The organism is Acetobacterium fimetarium (assembly GCF_014284475.1).
Lineage (GTDB): Bacteria > Bacillota > Clostridia > Eubacteriales > Eubacteriaceae > Acetobacterium > Acetobacterium fimetarium.
On record NZ_WJBC01000005.1, the window covers coordinates 53,475 to 71,152 of the forward strand.

Consider the following 17,678-nt stretch of genomic DNA (forward strand, 5'->3'; position numbering starts at 1 on the left):
GTAAAAATGTTCAGTTCTGCTCAGGTTCAATTAACGCGAAGGCATTCACATCGAACAGACCCATATCGGTCAGACGCAGCGACGGGATCACCGGCAGGGCCATAAATGACAGGGTGATGAAGGGATCAACTCCGGATGGAATACCCAGATCGTGAGCTTTAGAAATCAGCGCCGCCACATTTGCTTGAACATTTTCACCAGCGTCAAGACTCATCAGGCCTGCCAGTGGCAGTGGGACAGAACCGCTCACAGTATGTTCGGATACGACAACGTAACCACCATTGATTTTACTTAAATGTTCCACGGCCAGGAGAATATCGGCATCATTGTCGCCAACCACAATGATGTTGTGCGAATCATGCGCGACGGTGGTGGCAATGGCGCCGTTTCGGATGCCAAAACCCTTGATAGCGGCGACGCCGACATGGCCAGTGTTTCTGTGCCGCTCAATCACACAGAGCTTGGCGTAGACGGCATCGGGGACAAAGCGCCCGTCTTCACCGGGCAGGGATTCGATCAGGTGGTTGGTTTCAATCTGATCGGGAATCAGTTCAAGGATGTGATTCTTTTGATGAACCGGCAGGTTGATTTTTTCTGGAGATAATTCATCGATATGCACTGAATTAAGCAGGCGGGGATCGATCTGGTCCATCGGCATGTTTTTAAAGCATAAGTCATCAAGGGCTATCCCGTCCTTATAGACCGTCTCAACCGTCATCGCTTGGAGATCAGAGAGAACCACCAGATCGGCGCGGTATCCCGGAGCGATGGCACCGAGACGTTTCAAACCATAGGCCTGGGCGGTATTGAGAGTGGCCATTTTGATCGCTTTTATCGGATCCAGGCCCAGTTCGATGGCCAGCCGGATATTCCAGCGGATATGGCCGTCGCGATGAATATCCTCCAGATGCTTGTCATCCGTGCAGAAGAGGAAACGGTCCGTGGGAAGACCGGTTTCCAGCAGACCGGTGACAATGGCCCGGAGGTTTTTGGCCGCAGAGCCCTCCCGGATGAGCACCCGCATGCCGGCTTTCAGTTTTTCATCGGCTTCATCGAAGGATGTCGATTCATGATCACTTTCAATTCCGGCAGATGCGTAAGCCTGAAGCGCTTTGCCGGAGAGACCGGGGGCATGGCCATCACAGATTTTGTCACGGCAAAGCATAAGCTTTTCAAGAATGACGGAGTCCCCCCTGAGCACATCCGGAAAGCACATGACTTCTCCCAGACCAAGAATACGCGGATGATTGAGAAAGGGTTTCATGTCGGCGGCTGAAAATGCGCCGCTGCCGTTTGTTTCAAACTGAGAAGCGGGAACGGAAGATGGCAGCATGGCGAAAACATTCAGGGGAATATGTTCGGAGGCATTCAATAGATAGTCCAGTCCGATTTTACCGGCCATATTCACGATTTCATGGGGATCCGCAATGATGGTGGTAGTTCCGGAAGGCAGAACGGCTCTGGCAAATTCGAGGGGGGTCACCATCGTGGATTCAATGTGCACATGCGCGTCGATAAAGCCGGGCGCGAGGTATTTTCCGGAACAATCAATTTCACGTTTTCCGTCATAACGGCCAATACCGACAATGACACCGCCGACAATGGCCAGATCACCGGGAATGATCTCTTCTGAAAAGAGATTGATGATTCTGCCATTTTTCAGAACGAGATCAGCTTTTTCAGAACCATTGGATACGGCAATGGTTCTTTTCAGATTTTGAGTGTTTTTATTCATTATTTCACCTGCTCACGTCGAATTTTTGCCGTTTAAATTTACTAAAGTAATTTCTTAATAATAATTATGCCCTTTTTTTCAAAAAAAATGCATTATTTAGGTTAATATCTAAGAAAAGGGTATATAATTAAATAAGTTGTAAATAAAATAATATTACCGCATTGACTTCAAATTGCTTGTAAATTATAATTGTTGTAAAGTACTGAAATAATTCTAAGAAAGTGGTGAACAAAATGAAGAAATGGCGTTGTACAGTATGTAACTATGTACATGAAGGTGACACTCCACCGGAAAAATGTCCGATTTGTGGGGTAGGGCCGGAGAAATTTGTCTTGATGGAAGAAGTTCAAGATGATTTATCAGACAAGAAAAGAGATGCGATTCAAAAATTATTGTTTAATGTCAGTTATGGGGTCTACATCATTTCATCAATAAAAGATGAGAAGCTCAACGGGATGGTATCCAACACCTTTATTCAAATCACCAGTACACCCCTGAAAGCGAGCGTATGCCTGGGAAAAGGGACCCTGACATCAGAATATGTCAGAGAATCCGGTGTCTTTGGCGTTTCAATTCTGGGAAAAGACAATCATGATTTAATCAAGCATTTTGGGTATCAGAGCGGCAGAGATGTTGATAAATTCAAGACCGTGAACTATGTTACCGGTGAAAAAACCGGCTGTCCGGGTTTACTGGATTCCTTATGTTTTGTTGAATGCGAAGTGGAACAGACCATTGATTTGGGAACGCATTACCTGTTTATCGGCAAGGTTATCGATGGCGACGGCTTTAGTGAAGAAGAGCCCATGACCTATGCATATTATCATGCAACCCGATGATCACCGCCAGGTAAGCTATCCGGTATTATTTTTATTATATCAATAACAGAAAGCCAATGCAGCATTCGCATTGGCTTTTTTTGTTGATAGTAAATGATTATAAAATCGAACAATGATTGCTTTGCAATTAGTTTCCACAACCAATTTTGTAACGTGTAGGCGAACAGTCCTAAGACTGTCCGCCGTACAGTGTAAAAATTGGTTCGTGCGAAACTGATCGCAAAGCTAACGGTACTATTGCCGACTATTCAGGTGGCAATTTTTTCTTTTAATTCCGGAAACGTTTTTAAAACCGATTTGACCAGTTTATTACAGCCGTAGGTTAATGTATCGGTCGTGGGCAGATGGTAAGCATGCTCATAGTTTTTAATCGTCTCCTTGATATCGTCAACAATCATCCCTTCATGATTGAGGGTAATGGCAATGACTTTTGACTGGGAGAAGCCTTCGATAAGATTGATTTCACTGTCGACGGTCGGCATTTCAAGGTCATTGAAGTCAATCCGTCTTTTCCTTTTGGGCGGATGCTGGAGAATAAAAGCATCCGGCTGTCCCCCGCGGATAATGGCGCAGGAGCTGACAAAGGCCTGATGACTGAGAGAGCTTTGCCCTTCTAAAAGGATGATGTCCGGTTTTTCATGAATATCGGCTTCTAAAACGGCGTTTTCCAGTTCGCCGGCCATAAATTCAGAGGGAATGGCATCCATTGCGATGCCATATTTTTCGCCCTGGATCAAAGCCGTTTGCCCGGTTCCGATAAATGAGGTCCGAATACCCCGCTCTTTTAACGCCTGCATTAACAGCATCGCGGTGGTTCGTTTGCCCACAGCACAGTCGGTTCCGAAAATTGCCAGTTTGGGGGTCTTGACTTGCATGATATCGCCGGTAAAAAGATGAAGATAACGATTGGACAAAGGCTTGCGAATATCATAGAGCTTGACGTTATAACGTTTGGCTTCGCGCTTGAATTCCGCATCATCGGAAATAAATTCATGCAGGCCGTTGACGATATTCATGCCCAGGGACATTGCTTTGAGGAAAATTCTTCTTTCGTTGAGGGATAAAAATGTATCCTTGGGGGCGATGCCGTAGATAAAGTATTCAGGTGTTTCACCTAATTTATCAAGTGCATCCGTTAAATCACGATAGATGGGGATGCCATTTTCAGAACCGCCCAGTATCTTGCCGGCATCCAAGCCGGCTTTTGTGCTGTCGATCACACAGGCAATCTGATATTTTTGAGAACGTCGAATTAAACCGTTTGCTGTCTTTCCATCTGTATCGCCAAAATGACCTTCACAGTATACTAAAGCTTTTTCTTTCATATTTGAAAACTTCCTTTCATTGTGAACAAGAACAAGTGCTTTATAAGACAAACTATTTAATTGTGCTTGGATTTAAAGAGTATGGGAATAAAGGGAGTCTGATATACAATATAATTATTATACCATATAAAGTGACAAATAAACGGTAACCCACCAGTGAATATTATATTCAGCCTTCATACAGTATTCTATTCATCATTGAGAACCGGTTCAAGACTGGTATCCCTGAAAAATGTATTGGCATTATAAAGATATAAAACATCGGTGATGTCATAATCGGCAAGCAGCGTTTCAATGCTGTTATAGTAATAACGTGGGTCGATCACGATAATCTCACTGTAAAAAGGGGCTAAAAATGGAATGAAGGCATTGGCATAGGAATCCTTGATGACCAGTAAATTTTTACCGTTGTTCACGGGATTCTTTATGGTTACAAGCGGATGATTGCCATCTAAAAAAACGGCATATTTGTCCTTTCCGGTCAGTTGTTCTGAAGCATAGAAGGAAGGTGACTTTCGCTGCTCTTCGATGTAATTAACGACTGAATAATCGTCTTCGCTTTTGGGAATGTAAACATCAATGGTGTCGGTGTTTTTTATGGAATAACCACTTTTGGATACCAGTGCCCCGGAAAAAGAATGCGTCACCGGATCGACCGAATAGGCATCTGGATTCGGTGTGATGCCCATTTTTCCGGCAACCGACTGAAAGGACAGCGAGGCACCAAGAGTCGTCCAGTGATGGTCGGTTTTGTAGTAAAGCAGTTGATTCGTGTTTTCTTTCAGGATCGGTCTTGGATCAAGAATGACTGTTTTTTCGTTTAGTCCGGAAGTGAAAGAATCGATATACTGGTTTTGATCCAGAACCGGTGCCGCCAAGGGAAGTTTATCCCCATAAATGCTGATGGCATTGGGAACCAGCATGAAGTAATGGTTAAGCTCCGGGTGTTTTTCGACAAAGCGGTTTAAAGCGGTCTTCGTCTTAGCAACATCTTCAGCAGACAGCGGATCAAAGTTTTCAATCAGGGTGCTGTCTTTTCCCAGATAAACGCCGTTCGAAATATTCTTTCCCAGCAGACGGTCGGTGTTCGTTTTAGTGTGAATCCAGAAATTACGTCCGATCAGCTGATCGGCGGCATATTTTTCCACCTTCTTCATATAACGGCCATCGGTGACACTGTCAAAAGAAAAACGCGGCAATTGTGTCAGGATGCGGTTTTCAGTTTCAGAGAATTTCACATCCGGGCGGATCAATGTGATCAATGGTACGATGATGATCAGAACAATAAAAAATGATCCCAACAGATTGAGGTACCGTTTATAATAATGAGAACGGGCATGCCGTTCACGTGCGTGGCTTTTATTTTGATTTCGCATAAAATTTCACCTAGAATCTAAAATATAGAAATGGATTATATGTTTCCGTCACTAAATAGGCAATGGACAGGAACATAATGATGCCATTGAGTCCGAGTGCTGTCGGAACCACCCCTTTTTTCTCGCTGTGAAGGAGCTTGTCGTATAAGGTATGAATAACCGGGGTCGAACAAACGCCGCAAATAATGAATAATACAAAATTGGTATACAGATAATAGAGCCCGGTCGTGTCGATCAGAGGCGCACCAGCGGTAAAGAAGAGGATGCTCAGGTAATGAAGCGCATAGCCCAGATCCGGACTGGCGAAAAAGACCCAGCCGATGACGATAAAAATAAGAGCATAAACATGTTGCAGAAACGCCGGTGTTTTTTCCAGTAATGATTTTAAGAATACTTTTTCAATAAAGAGCAGCATCCCGTAGTAAAGCCCCCAGACCACAAAATTCCAGCTGGCGCCATGCCAGAGGCCGGTGAGAAACCAGACGATGCAGAGGTTGATAAAAAACCGGGGCAGGGCAACACGGTTCCCGCCCAGCGGAATATAGAGGTATTCTCTAAACCACATTCCCAGGGAAATATGCCAGCGACGCCAGAAATCGGAAACATTTTTAGAGAGATAGGGGTAGTTGAAATTTTCCGGGAATTCAAAACCAAACATTTTAGCGAGCCCAATAGCCATATCCGAATATCCGCTGAAATCGAAATAAATTTGGAAAGAAAAGGCAAGAATACCGATCCATGCGGTTAATACCGATATCTGAGTGATTTCCATGGCTTGGACCATCGTCCAGACATAGCCGATATTATTGGCGATCAGCACTTTTTTTCCAAGTCCCTGGATAAAACGCTCAACGCCCAGTCCAAACTGATCCTGAGTCACGGTGCGTTCGGAAAGCTGTTGATAAATATTCGGATAGCGGATAATCGGGCCGGCCATCAGCTGGGGAAACATGGTGATATAGAGTCCAAAAGAAATGATGTTTTTCTGGACCGGTACTTTTTTTAAATAGACATCGATAAAATAGGACAGGATATGGAACGTGTAAAATGAGATGCCGATGGGCAGCGGGAGTGCGGTATAGGAAATACCCAGATTAAAGAGCTGATTAATGGTCTCAATAAGAAAACCCCAGTATTTGAAAAAAAACAGAACCCCAAGGTTTGCCGTTAAGGTAAGAATAAACAGTCGTTTGCGGATGATGGCGGATTTGTTTTCCATGACGATTCCAATCGAATAGTCGAAAACGATCGTGAAAATCATCAGAAAAACATAAACCGGTTCACCCCAGGCGTAAAATAATAGACTGACCAACAGCAGAACAGTATTTTTTATCTGTTTAGGAGCGATGTAATAAAGACCGAGTGCGACAGGAAGAAAGGTAAACAAAAACAGAATACTGCTAAAGACCATAGTGACTCCTTACTTTTATTTTTTCATACTTTTGACAAAGGCTTCTTTGAGGGTGGTAGCATTTGGAGAAACGCAGTAAAATACGGTATTGCCCATTATTTTCAGTTCATAGTTATCAAGAAGCGCGCATTGTTCCGGCCCGTAACCACTAAAACTTTCCGCCTGTTTGGCAACCCGGGCTTCGACGGCTTCTTCAACGCGATCGACTTGCGTCGAATCTTTTGCTTTTACAATCAGCATTTCCGATACATCCATATAGTTGGAGGGCATATAGACCACCGCTTCTTCGAAATCATTGGCATTCAGCCCATAAAAGCGCTTTAAATCTTTGCCTGCCCCTTTGGCCATCCCCAGATCGCTCACCGAGGCCAGAATATCTGTTTCCACCTCCGCTAAGGGCCGCTTGTCGTACTGATGACAACCGAGCAGGGGCAACGCCAATATTAAAATAAGTAGCATAATGCAGAATCTTTTCATGAATTTTTCCGTTCTATAATAATTTTGAAAGATCACTGTTATTGACAAGGGTATCCAGCCAGAACGGATAAAATTCACGCAGTACGTGGATGCCGTCGGCCTCATGGTACTGCGGATTTTCCTTCAACAGGGTATAGGTATCAATGTAGTGGACGTTTTTGCGTTTGGCCAGTTCCACGAGGGCGGCATTATAGGCTTCCACCTGATTAAGCTTCGGGTCTTCCTGAATCGCGGCGTCGGTAACCGGAAAGATGCTGCAAATGTAGATCTGCGTGTTGGGCAGTTGGGACTTGACCGCATCGATCAGCTTTTCATAAGATTGTTTATAGGAATCAAGGGTGGTATCGGGATGACTCATGTCATTAAGCCCTAATTCAAAAAAAACGTTTTTGGGAGCCATATCAACCAGTTTAGCAACATCTTCAAGACTGCTATCCGTCGTTTTGCCAAGGACGGCAATCAGCGAAGAAGCGGGCAGATAACCGTATGAACCGATTCCTTCAGCGATGGAGTCGCCAAAAATAACGGAAGTTTCAAATAGTTCCGGATAACCACCGGAATCTCCCGCTTTCTTTTTGATAAAATCAATTTTTCCTTCCATTGTGACAACGTCCTTTGACTCCAGGTTTTTCAGGACCTCGACACCGGCGGAAATTTCTGAATTCTGTTTGGTCGTACTCAGTAGATTGACAAGGATGATCGCTCCGATGATAAGAATGGGAATGGTGATGATCAAAGCAACTCCGGGCGTGTTTCGTATTCTGTTTATCAGATCATTTATATCCACAGGGGTTCACCTTCAATTGTGATATTCGTACGTAGATTACGATATCACAAAGCATGCAATCAGTTCAACGTTCTTTTTGTAACAAATTATTTTTTTGATGTCACCATCCTGGATGCAAAAAAGACAGCAGTCCAGAAATTTCTGATCTGCTGTCTTTGAAAACTCAGATTAATGGTTTAACATCGATCCATGTTCTTGGTTGAAACAACGTTGATGCCGAGACCTAAAAGATTTTCAATCACGACATCACCAATTTTTACGGGCGCGTCCACGACCACCTGATTGATGGCTTTCATGGCTTCAAAAATCTGGCCCTTGGGAATCGGCTCAGCAGTCTTCACCGGCAGACGGGGAAGCATGCCGTTTCGCACGACGACGGTGGTCGGAATCACCCGGGTGGGGTTGGTCAGCTCATTGATGGCATATTTTGGCCCCCGTTTACAGGTGTTTCCGGTAACTTCAAAATTACCATCGTCATTTTTGTCAACAACGGTCAACTGACAACCCATGGGGCAAGTGATACAGGTTAGTTCTTTTTTCATTTTTGGGCCTCCTCGACGACAAAACGGATTTCTCCGGCAGGATATTTTTCCAGTACTTCTTTGGCAATTTTAAAATTGACCATTTCAGCAGGAAGCAGTTTCTTTTCTTTTTTCGTTGCGATCAGCTGATCACCAATGTAGGCATTGACGACCTTGTTTTCGAATACCTGTCGAACACGCATGTAGAAAGTGACATTTTCTTCCACATTTTTCATGGCCACCTGCTGGGGAACGACATAACCGATGCCGTCGCCATTGGCGGTGGTGAAAGTGACATTGGTATCCAGGGTTCCTTTTACGTATTTGGCAGCGCCTTTGCCGGCAAGCACGGCTTCCTCGCTGACAAAATCGACAAGATCGTGAACGTGGACGACATTTCCGCAGGCAAAAACGCCGGGCATGGTTGTCTGACGGAGTTCGCCAACAATGGAACCATTGGTGCGGTTATCCATTTCAACACCGGCATTCACGGTGATTTCATTTTCGGGGATTAAACCGACCGATAGGAGCAGGGTATCGCAGGGAATAAATTCATCCGTCCCCGGAATGACTTTCAGTTTATCATCGACCTGGGCAACGGTGACCCCTTCGATACGATCCTTGCCGTGAATGAAGGTAATGGTATGGCTGAGCTTCAGGGGAATGTCATAGTCGTTCAGGCATTGGACGATATTACGTACCAGACCGTTGGAGTAGGGCATCAGTTCGCAGACCGCGTTAACGTGGGCGCCTTCCAGCGTCATTCGGCGGGCCATAATCAGACCGATATCGCCGGATCCCAGAATGACAACTTCTTTACCGGGCATATAGCCCTCCATGTTGATAAAACGCTGTGCCGTACCGGCGGTGAATACTCCGGAAGGACGATATCCCGGGATGCCAATCGCTCCGGAGGTACGTTCACGACAACCCATGGTTAGGATGGCAGAACGGGTTTCAATCGTCATATAGCCGCTTTCTTCATTGATCACGTGGATAATTTTGGTTTCGCCGTGATCCGTCATATCCAGGACCATGGTATCCAGCAGATACGGAATGCCAAGATCGACAACCTGTTTGATATAACGCGCCGCATATTCAGGGCCGGTTAATTCTTCATTGAAGGTATGAAGACCAAAACCGTTATGGATACACTGGTTCAGAATACCGCCCAATTCCCGGTCTCGTTCCAGGATCAGAATATTTTCCACACCATCTTTTTTAGCTTGAACAGCAGCCGATAAACCAGCAGGGCCGCCGCCTAAAATAACAATATCATAAATCATGATTATGCCTCCTCCTTAGCTGATTTGGTTTCGCCGGCAAGAATATAAGCTGAGTCTTGCTGATCATACATAATTTCATCCAATGAACAGTTCAGCTCACGGGCAAGAATTTCAACGACCCGTGGGGAACAGAACCCGCCCTGACAACGGCCCATGCCGGCGCGGCATCGTTTTTTAACCGATTTAACGGTTCGCGCCCCGGCATTGCGATGGATGACATCAAGAATTTCACCTTCGGTAATGGTTTCGCAACGGCAGATGACTTTGCCGTATTTCGGATCTTTTTTGATAATTTCGGCGCGCTCTTCGTCAGAAAGCTCAGTAAAGCGAACATGCGGACGGATTTTGGGGTTGAAATCGTGGTTGACCTCAATATCCGGAATCAGGGGTTTGACGATTTCTTCCACCACGTAATGAGCCACCGCCGGAATTGAGGACAAGCCGGGCGATTCATAACCGGCGACATTGATAAATCCTTTTACTGGCGATTCTTCAAGGATGAAGTCACCATCGGTGGTGGTGTAGGTGTCAGCGACCGGTGTGTTTCGGAGCCCCGCATAGGACCGGATGATCTTTTTGAATGGCAACGTTGGACAGTTCTTTAAGGCGTTGGCTTTGATGTAATCCAGACGATCGCCTGTCGTTGAGATATCGCCTTTTTCGACCGGCGCAGCATCCGGACCGATTAAGAGGTTGCCGTGAACGGTCGGAGAAACCAGGATACCTTTCCCATTTTTGGAAGGACAGGGGAAAATGACATTGTTTACAAGCGAGCCGGCATCCTTGTCAAAAATAAAGTAATTACCTTTTCGGGCCAGCAGTTTGAAATAAGGATCGCCAACCAGTGCATAAATATCATCCGCAAATAGACCGGCGGCATTAATGACAAATTTGGCCTCAATATTCCCGGCGCTGGTTGTAATTTTAAAACAATCGTCATCCTTGTCGATGGCGGTAACCATATGATTAAGCTTCAGGGTTACGCCATTGTCAATCGCATTTTCGGCGACATTGGCACAGAGTTCAAAAGGCGAAACGATGCCTGCAGATGGTGCGTAAAGCGCGCCGCAGATGTCTTCATTCAGATTTGGTTCCATGGCATGAACCTCTTCTCTGAAAAGAATTCTTAAGCCGGGAACACCATTTTTCAAGCCATTCTGATACAGTTCGTGGATGGTTGCCATTTCGTATTCATCATGGGCAACAACCAGTGAACCACAGCGTTTAAATGGAACATCAAGATCATCACAAACCTTTTCATACATGATGTTTCCGACCGCATTGAATTTTCCTTTCAGCTTATAAGACGGTGCATCAAAACCGGCATGGATAATAGCGGAATTGGCCATCGTAATCTGATTGCCAACATCATTTTCTCCATCCAGTAAAACAATGTCCAACTGGTACCGGGATAATTCCCGGGCAATGTAGGAACCAGCGATGCCGGCTCCAATAATGGCGATATCATACATAATTTATTCCTCCTTGGAACTTATAAAAATAAAAACCACACAATTTTTCCAAATGAAGGTTCATTTAAAAAAACAGTGTGGCTCTCCGTTGCCTTGTATTATATTTTTACTTATTCGACTGATAGTGATTTCTGCTCTTCACGAATAAGTTTAGTTTTATCCCACAATGGTTTATGGGATGTGCTGACGGATAATGCGCCAGCTGCAAGACAAGAACGAACTTCTTCTTCTGTCTCTATGAAACCTCCGGTGACAATGGGAATATTTATTTCCTTTTTAACGCTTCTGATGAGTTTGGGAACTAAAGCTGGCAGGATTTCTACTGCATCCGGCTTGATTTTTTTGGCCGATTCAATGGAAATATCCATAGCAGAAGAATCCAATAAAAATAAACGTTGGATTGTCATAAGATTTTCCTGTTTCGCACGGGTGATGATGTTATTCTTGGTGGTAATGATTCCCGTGGGCTGAATCTCGTCTTTAAGGTATTTAATGAAATAATTATCCTGTGAATAACCTTTGATGAGATCCAGATGTATAAAAACATATTTATCGGCTTTTATACAAGCTTCAACTAATTTCTTTAAATTAAATACGTTTCCCGTCAGTAAAAATATGATTTGCGATTGCGAACGAATGGCATCATAAATATCCTTAGGATTACGAACAGCGGCAATGATGGGATTCTCCTGAAACATCAAAAGACATTTTCTCGTAGCCATAAATCTCCTCCCTTGGACTGTGTTTTACGAGAATATTATATAACACAATCACTTGATTTGGAAAGAGAAAAATCAAAAATTGTTGGGGTATTAGAGAGAACACCCCAACCGGTGTATATAGTTTAAAACTATATCAGGAGAGAAAAATAATTATTCTGCGTCTTCCCAGCCTTTGGCACATTCAACTGCTTTTAACCAGCCGCCATACAATTTAGCTCGAACATCAGCATCCATCATTGGATTAAAGGATCTATCAAGTTTCCATGCTTTTGTAACATCTTCTTTGCCATCCCAGAATTTAACAGCCAGACCAGCCAGGTAAGCAGCACCCATTGCGGTTGTTTCTACGATCGAAGGTCGGTCAACTGGAACACCAAGAATATCAGCCTGGAACTGCATCAGGAAATCATTGTTACAGGCGCCGCCGTCAACTTTCAATCTGGCCAGTTTGATTTGAGAGTCTTTTTCCATGGCATCCAGAACGTCTTTTGTCTGATAAGCAAGCGATTCAACAGTCGCCCGGATGATATGGGATTTATTGGCACCACGGGTTAATCCCAAAATGGCACCACGTGCATACATATCCCAATGGGGAGCACCCAGACCAACAAAAGCCGGTACCATATAGACACCATTGGTATCGCCAACTTTATTGCAATAGAATTCGCTGTCTGGAGCAGAGTCAACAATTTTTACTTCATCACGCAACCATTGAATAGCTGCACCGGCAACAAAGATTGAGCCTTCCAAAGCATAGTCGACGGCACCATCTAAGCCCCAGGCGATGGTTGTAACAAGACCGCTGTTGGATTTTACCGGTTTTTCACCCGTGTTCATCAAGAGGAAGCAACCGGTTCCATAGGTATTTTTAGCCATGCCTGGTTCAAAACAAGCTTGTCCAAAGAGAGCCGCCTGTTGATCGCCGGCAGCACCGGAGATAGGAATCGGATTACCGTATAATGAAGTTGTTCCATAAACATCAGAAGAAGGTCTGACTTCTGGCAGCATCGAAGCTGGAATATCCAGTTCTTTTAACATTTTTTCGTCCCATTTAAGGGTTTTGATATTAAATGCCATGGTTCTGGAAGCATTTGAATAATCAGTGACATGTACTTTACCATCAGTCAATTTCCAGATCAACCAGGTATCAATGGTTCCGAAAGCCAGTTCGCCTTTTTCAGCTCTTTCACGAGCGCCGGGAACATTATTCAGAATCCAGTTAATTTTAGTTCCTGAAAAATAGGCATCAATAACGAGTCCGGTATTTTCCTGAACATAGTCTTCTAATCCAGCGCGGGCTTTTAACTCATCGCAAAAACCTGCTGTTCGTCGGCATTGCCAAACGATTGCATTATAAATAGGTTCGCCAGTTTTTCTGTCCCAAACCACAGTGGTTTCACGTTGATTGGTAATTCCGATAGCAGCAATATCATCAGCCGTAGCGCCGACTTTTGACATGGCTTCAGCTATAACACCACTTTGAGTCGCCCAGATTTCCATGGCATCATGTTCAACCCAACCGGCTTTTGGATAGATCTGCGTAAATTCTTTTTGTGCAACACTGACGATTTCGCTGTCATGGTTAAATAAAATCGCTCTTGAACTCGTGGTTCCCGCATCCAGTGATAAGATATACTTTTTCATAAGTATAACCCCCTATTTATTTTATTATTTTATTTAATTATGTAAAAAACATAATAAAATCGAAAGGAAAAAACAGGAAATTTACGAAAAAAAAACAAAAAGAGCATATACCAACAAATTTACATATTTTCTTAATGTAAAAACGATAGTACGGCCCTCCATAACTCCTGCCAAATATGAAATTGTTTTATATTTGTAATTCTGCTAAATTTTCATAAAATCATTAAATTACTTTACTGCCCAATAATAACATAATTTGGAACGGATGTAAAGGATTGCGGATAAAAAAACAGTGTTAAATTAGTAACATTCTAAATTTGACGTTGTTTTAGCAGCAAATTTTTGTCAGGCCGGCGTCAGAATTATTTAATTCCAGTGTTATTCGCAAAATAGTAGAATAGATAGTGGGATCAATAACACCCGACTGGGACAAGGATCTATCAATTATACGAAAAGTATGGTATAATATCAGATCATACAGAGAATCGGAAATATCAAGAAAAACACAAATCTTTTAAAAATGGATATTAATATGGAAAGAAATTTTACACATCTTCATGTGCATAGTGAATATAGTTTGTTGGATGGATTTTGCCGGATTGGCGATCTTGTCAAAACGGCTGGCGAAAAAGGAATGGACAGTGTGGCCCTGACGGATCATGGTGTTCTTTTTGCAGCGGTTGATTTTTACAAGGCCTGTCAAAAAGAAAGCATCCACCCGATCATTGGTTGTGAGGTTTATATTTCACCCCGCGCCTTGGAACAAAAAGACCCGCAATGGGATAAAGAACGCTATCATCTTATTTTGTTAGCTGAAAACAACATTGGGTATAAAAATCTTATGAAAATAGTGTCTAAAGGTTTTATTGATGGATTCTATTATAAACCGCGGGTGGATCATCAATGTCTGAGAGAAAACAGTGAAGGAATTATTTGCATGTCGGCCTGTATTGGCGGTGAAATTCCCCAAATGATTCTCAAAAATGATGTGGATGGTGCCGCCCAGCGATGTTTGATGTATCAGGATATATTCGGGAAAGACAATTTTTTTCTGGAGATACAAGATCATCGCCTGCGCGAAGAAGCTCTGGTCAACGAGCGGATGCTTCAAATTTCGAAACGGTATGACATTCCGTTGGTGGCAACGAATGATGTTCATTATATTAACAAGGAAGACAGTGAAAACCATGATATTCTTTTATGTATTCAGACGGCCGCTACGGTTCAGGAAGAAAAAAGGCTGCGTTTTCCCAACAATGAGTTCTATTTAAAAAGTCCTGAGGAAATGGCCAAGCTGTTCATTGACATACCGGAGGCAATCGAAAATTCAAACCGCATCGCCAAAAGATGTCAGGTGAGCTTTGATCTGGAAGAAACACATTTGCCGGAGTTTGAGCTGCCTCCCGGTGAAAATGCCAAAGACTTTCTGAAAAAGTTATGCCGCCAGGGAATGCGCAAGAAGTATCCGGATCCGCCGTCAGATTTGGATGAACGGCTGGATTATGAACTGGAAACCATTCATAAAATGGGCTTTGATGATTATTTCCTGATCGTCTGGGATTTCATTAAATATGCCAAAGACCATCAGATTATGGTCGGCCCGGGAAGAGGCAGTGCGGCTGGCAGTGTTGTCGCTTACTGTTTAGGCATTACAACCATTGATCCAATCCGGTACCAACTGTTGTTTGAGCGTTTCCTGAATCCGGAACGCGTCACCATGCCGGATATCGATGTCGATTTTTGCTATGAGCGCCGCCAGGAAGTGATCGATTACGTGGTTCACAAGTACGGGGAAGAACGGGTTGCGCAAATCATCACCTTTGGCACGATGGCTGCCCGAGGCGCATTGCGGGATGTCGGAAGAGCGCTGGATATGCCCTATAATGCCGTTGATCGGGTCGCCAAAGAAATACCGATTCATCCCGGGGCGAATGTGACTATTAAAGATGCGCTGGAAGAGAACCCGGAGTTGAAAAAAATGGCGGCGGCGGACGAGGATGTGGCAAAGCTCATCAGAACCGCTCAGGCCATTGAAGGGTTGTCCCGCCATGCCTCTACGCATGCCGCCGGGGTGGTAATATCCGACCAGCCGCTGGTGGAGTATATTCCGCTTTATCGGAACAACGATGCCATCACCACCCAGTTTCCGATGGGGCTGCTGGAAGATCTGGGACTCCTGAAAATGGACTTTCTGGGTCTGCGGACATTGACCGTGATTCGGGATGCGCTGGAAAACATTGAGATTTCCGGCAGCCGACGGCCAGATCTGGATGCGCTGGAAATGGATGATGCAAAGGTCTATGAGATGCTTTCAAAAGGGGATACCATGGGTGTATTTCAATTAGAAAGCCGTGGTATGCAGCAGTTTATGAGAGAACTCCAGCCCAGTAATTTTGAAGATATCATTGCCGGGATATCGCTGTACCGTCCCGGTCCGATGGACCAGATTCCCCGCTATATCGAAAACAAAAAGAATCCGGCGGGTATCACTTACGATCATCCGATTCTGACTCCGATTCTGAATGTGACCTATGGCTGTATGGTGTATCAGGAACAGGTTATGCAGATATTCCGTGATGTTGCCGGCTTTTCGATGGGACGAAGCGATCTGGTACGGCGCGCCATGTCAAAGAAAAAAGGCAGTGTGATGGAATCCGAAGGCCAGGTTTTTATCCATGGCGAAGTGGATGAAAACGGGAAAATCCGAGTGGATGGAGCCATCCGTCGAGGTGTTCCGGGAAAAGTGGCCATCAAAATATTTGAAGAGATGAAAGACTTTGCAAAATACGCCTTCAACAAATCCCATGCCGCGGCGTATGCCGTCATTTCCTATCAGACGGCCTGGCTGAAATGTTTTTATCCCACCGCGTTTATGGCTGCTTTGATGTCGAGCGTAATGGATGATGAGAAAAAGGTCGCGAAATACATTGAGGACTGCCGTAAAATGGCGATCCATGTGTTGCCGCCAAGTATCAATGCAAGTTATGAAAAATTCAGTGTATCAGAGAATTCAATCTGCTTTGGACTGGGTGCGGTAAAAGGACTTGGAAAAAATGCCATCGCCGCAATCATCGAAGCCCGGAAAAAGGGCGGAGATTTCATCAGTCTTCGTGACTTCTATGAACGCGTGGATCTCAAATCCCTGAACAAACGGAGCATTGAAAGTCTCATCAAGGGCGGCGCTTTTGATTCAGTCGAAAGCAACCGGGCGCAGATGCTGGCCATCGCCGAGTTGATTATTGATCAGGTGCAGCGAGAAAAAAGAGATCGCCTGTCCGGTCAGCTGTCGCTGCTGGACATGGGCGGTCTGGAAAACGCAAGCGAAATACTGACTTTAAAAGAGGAGCACTTTCCGCAAAAAGAACCGTTTTCCAAGGAAGAACGGCTGGCACTGGAGAAAGAGGTGCTCGGTCTGTATGTTACCGGTCATCCGTTGGAAAAGTATGAAGAGATACTGAAAAAGAGAGTGACACTTTTTTCTAATATGGTTGATAGTTATCAGGATTTAAAAGATGCTGGAATAAGAGATGGACAACAGGTCAGTGTAGGCGGATTAATTGCCGAGTTGAAATCGATGATGACGAAAAAAGGACAGATGATGTGCTTTCTGACCATCGAGGACTTGTATGGAAAGATTGAAGTGGTCGTCTTTCCGCGAACCTACGATGAATACCGGAATCAATTAAAGCAGGATCAACCGGTGGTCATTAAGGGGAAAATAAACTATAACGAAGAAGCAAAAACATCAGTGATTGCTTCACAGATCTATCCCATCGGACAACCGCCGCAAACCATGCCGAGCCTGCAAGTTAAGGAAACTTCGGCTCCCTACAAAACAACCACAACAAATCAGTCACGTAAAAAACTCATGCTCAGCTTTGATGATTTAACAGAAAAGACCTTGATAAACCGGGTGAAATCAATTCTAATAAAGTATCCGGGATCCGTCCCGGTAGTGCTATACATAAAAAAAGATCAGATGCAGTTCGGAGCCAATAAAAATTTGTGGATTACGCCGGGAGATGCTTTGATCAATGAATTAATTCATATTCTAGGAAATCAAAACGTGGAGGTAAGATAGAA

Annotated in this window: 13 protein-coding genes and 1 pseudogene; 3 read left to right on the top strand and 11 right to left on the bottom strand. The window is 44.2% G+C overall.

What is annotated here, in order from left to right; all coding sequences use genetic code 11:
* Positions 1–10: 10 nt before the first annotated feature.
* Positions 11–1,735: an adenine deaminase gene (gene ade / locus GH808_RS05025; RefSeq protein ID WP_186841704.1), complete on the bottom strand. Its 1,725-nt coding sequence runs from the start codon at positions 1,733–1,735 to the stop codon at positions 11–13.
* A gap of 233 nt (positions 1,736–1,968) precedes the next feature.
* Here ade and GH808_RS15680 point away from each other — a divergent pair.
* Both GH808_RS15680 and GH808_RS05030 read left to right on the top strand, forming a co-directional pair.
* Positions 1,969–2,052, top strand: a pseudogene (locus GH808_RS15680) (rubredoxin-like domain-containing protein); the annotation flags it as partial.
* 18 nt (positions 2,053–2,070) lie between these two features.
* A complete protein-coding gene (locus tag GH808_RS05030) occupies positions 2,071–2,574 on the top strand; it encodes a flavin reductase family protein (RefSeq protein WP_243166112.1) in 504 nt (167 codons plus the stop codon).
* Positions 2,575–2,822: 248 nt separating this feature from the next.
* On the opposite strand, the gene GH808_RS05035 is transcribed toward GH808_RS05030, so the two are convergent.
* The 10 genes from GH808_RS05035 to glpK form a co-directional block, all read right to left on the bottom strand.
* Positions 2,823–3,899 (bottom strand): N-acetyltransferase DgcN family protein, encoded by a 1,077-nt coding sequence (locus GH808_RS05035; RefSeq protein WP_186841706.1) that lies wholly within the window; start codon positions 3,897–3,899, stop codon positions 2,823–2,825.
* A gap of 188 nt (positions 3,900–4,087) precedes the next feature.
* Positions 4,088–5,275, bottom strand: coding sequence for a DHHW family protein (locus GH808_RS05040; protein WP_186841707.1), 1,188 nt, complete (start codon positions 5,273–5,275; stop codon positions 4,088–4,090).
* 10 nt (positions 5,276–5,285) lie between these two features.
* Positions 5,286–6,686 (bottom strand): MBOAT family O-acyltransferase, encoded by a 1,401-nt coding sequence (locus tag GH808_RS05045; protein ID WP_186841708.1) that lies wholly within the window; start codon positions 6,684–6,686, stop codon positions 5,286–5,288.
* A gap of 15 nt (positions 6,687–6,701) precedes the next feature.
* Positions 6,702–7,145 (bottom strand): DUF4358 domain-containing protein, encoded by a 444-nt coding sequence (locus GH808_RS05050; protein ID WP_207722260.1) that lies wholly within the window; start codon positions 7,143–7,145, stop codon positions 6,702–6,704.
* Between the two features lie 31 nt (positions 7,146–7,176).
* Positions 7,177–7,950, bottom strand: a complete 774-nt coding sequence (locus GH808_RS05055) for an SGNH/GDSL hydrolase family protein (protein ID WP_186841710.1) — start codon at positions 7,948–7,950, stop codon at positions 7,177–7,179.
* A 176-nt stretch (positions 7,951–8,126) separates the two neighbouring features.
* Positions 8,127–8,492, bottom strand: a complete 366-nt coding sequence (locus tag GH808_RS05060; RefSeq protein WP_186841711.1) for a DUF1667 domain-containing protein — start codon at positions 8,490–8,492, stop codon at positions 8,127–8,129.
* On the bottom strand, positions 8,489–9,757 hold the full coding sequence (locus tag GH808_RS05065) for an NAD(P)/FAD-dependent oxidoreductase (protein WP_186841712.1): 1,269 nt from the start codon (positions 9,755–9,757) through the stop codon (positions 8,489–8,491). Before GH808_RS05065 ends, GH808_RS05060 begins: the two co-directional genes overlap by 4 nt.
* 2 nt (positions 9,758–9,759) lie before the next feature.
* Positions 9,760–11,229, bottom strand: a complete 1,470-nt coding sequence (locus GH808_RS05070; protein ID WP_186841713.1) for an NAD(P)/FAD-dependent oxidoreductase — start codon at positions 11,227–11,229, stop codon at positions 9,760–9,762.
* A 110-nt stretch (positions 11,230–11,339) separates the two neighbouring features.
* Positions 11,340–11,951 carry a glycerol-3-phosphate responsive antiterminator gene (locus tag GH808_RS05075; RefSeq protein ID WP_186841714.1) on the bottom strand — a complete coding sequence of 204 codons (612 nt, stop codon included), beginning with the start codon at positions 11,949–11,951 and terminating at the stop codon, positions 11,340–11,342.
* Positions 11,952–12,101: 150 nt separating this feature from the next.
* Positions 12,102–13,595: a glycerol kinase GlpK gene (gene glpK, locus GH808_RS05080; protein ID WP_186841715.1), complete on the bottom strand. Its 1,494-nt coding sequence runs from the start codon at positions 13,593–13,595 to the stop codon at positions 12,102–12,104.
* A gap of 532 nt (positions 13,596–14,127) precedes the next feature.
* On the opposite strand from glpK, the gene GH808_RS05085 reads away from it, so the two are divergent.
* On the top strand, positions 14,128–17,676 hold the full coding sequence (locus tag GH808_RS05085; RefSeq protein ID WP_207722261.1) for a DNA polymerase III subunit alpha: 3,549 nt from the start codon (positions 14,128–14,130) through the stop codon (positions 17,674–17,676).
* Positions 17,677–17,678 lie beyond the last annotated feature (2 nt).

Coding starts and splice junctions, on each gene's coding strand:
- GH808_RS05050 (WP_207722260.1), bottom strand. CDS start 7,145: ATGCTACTTATTTTAATATTGGCGTTGCCCCTGCTCGGTTGTCATCAG.
- GH808_RS05085 (WP_207722261.1), top strand. CDS start 14,128: ATGGAAAGAAATTTTACACATCTTCATGTGCATAGTGAATATAGTTTG.
- GH808_RS05045 (WP_186841708.1), bottom strand. CDS start 6,686: ATGGTCTTTAGCAGTATTCTGTTTTTGTTTACCTTTCTTCCTGTCGCA.
- ade (WP_186841704.1), bottom strand. CDS start 1,735: ATGAATAAAAACACTCAAAATCTGAAAAGAACCATTGCCGTATCCAAT.
- glpK (WP_186841715.1), bottom strand. CDS start 13,595: ATGAAAAAGTATATCTTATCACTGGATGCGGGAACCACGAGTTCAAGA.
- GH808_RS05040 (WP_186841707.1), bottom strand. CDS start 5,275: ATGCGAAATCAAAATAAAAGCCACGCACGTGAACGGCATGCCCGTTCT.
- GH808_RS05065 (WP_186841712.1), bottom strand. CDS start 9,757: ATGATTTATGATATTGTTATTTTAGGCGGCGGCCCTGCTGGTTTATCG.
- GH808_RS05070 (WP_186841713.1), bottom strand. CDS start 11,229: ATGTATGATATCGCCATTATTGGAGCCGGCATCGCTGGTTCCTACATT.
- GH808_RS05075 (WP_186841714.1), bottom strand. CDS start 11,951: ATGGCTACGAGAAAATGTCTTTTGATGTTTCAGGAGAATCCCATCATT.
- GH808_RS05035 (WP_186841706.1), bottom strand. CDS start 3,899: ATGAAAGAAAAAGCTTTAGTATACTGTGAAGGTCATTTTGGCGATACA.
- GH808_RS05030 (WP_243166112.1), top strand. CDS start 2,071: ATGGAAGAAGTTCAAGATGATTTATCAGACAAGAAAAGAGATGCGATT.
- GH808_RS05060 (WP_186841711.1), bottom strand. CDS start 8,492: ATGAAAAAAGAACTAACCTGTATCACTTGCCCCATGGGTTGTCAGTTG.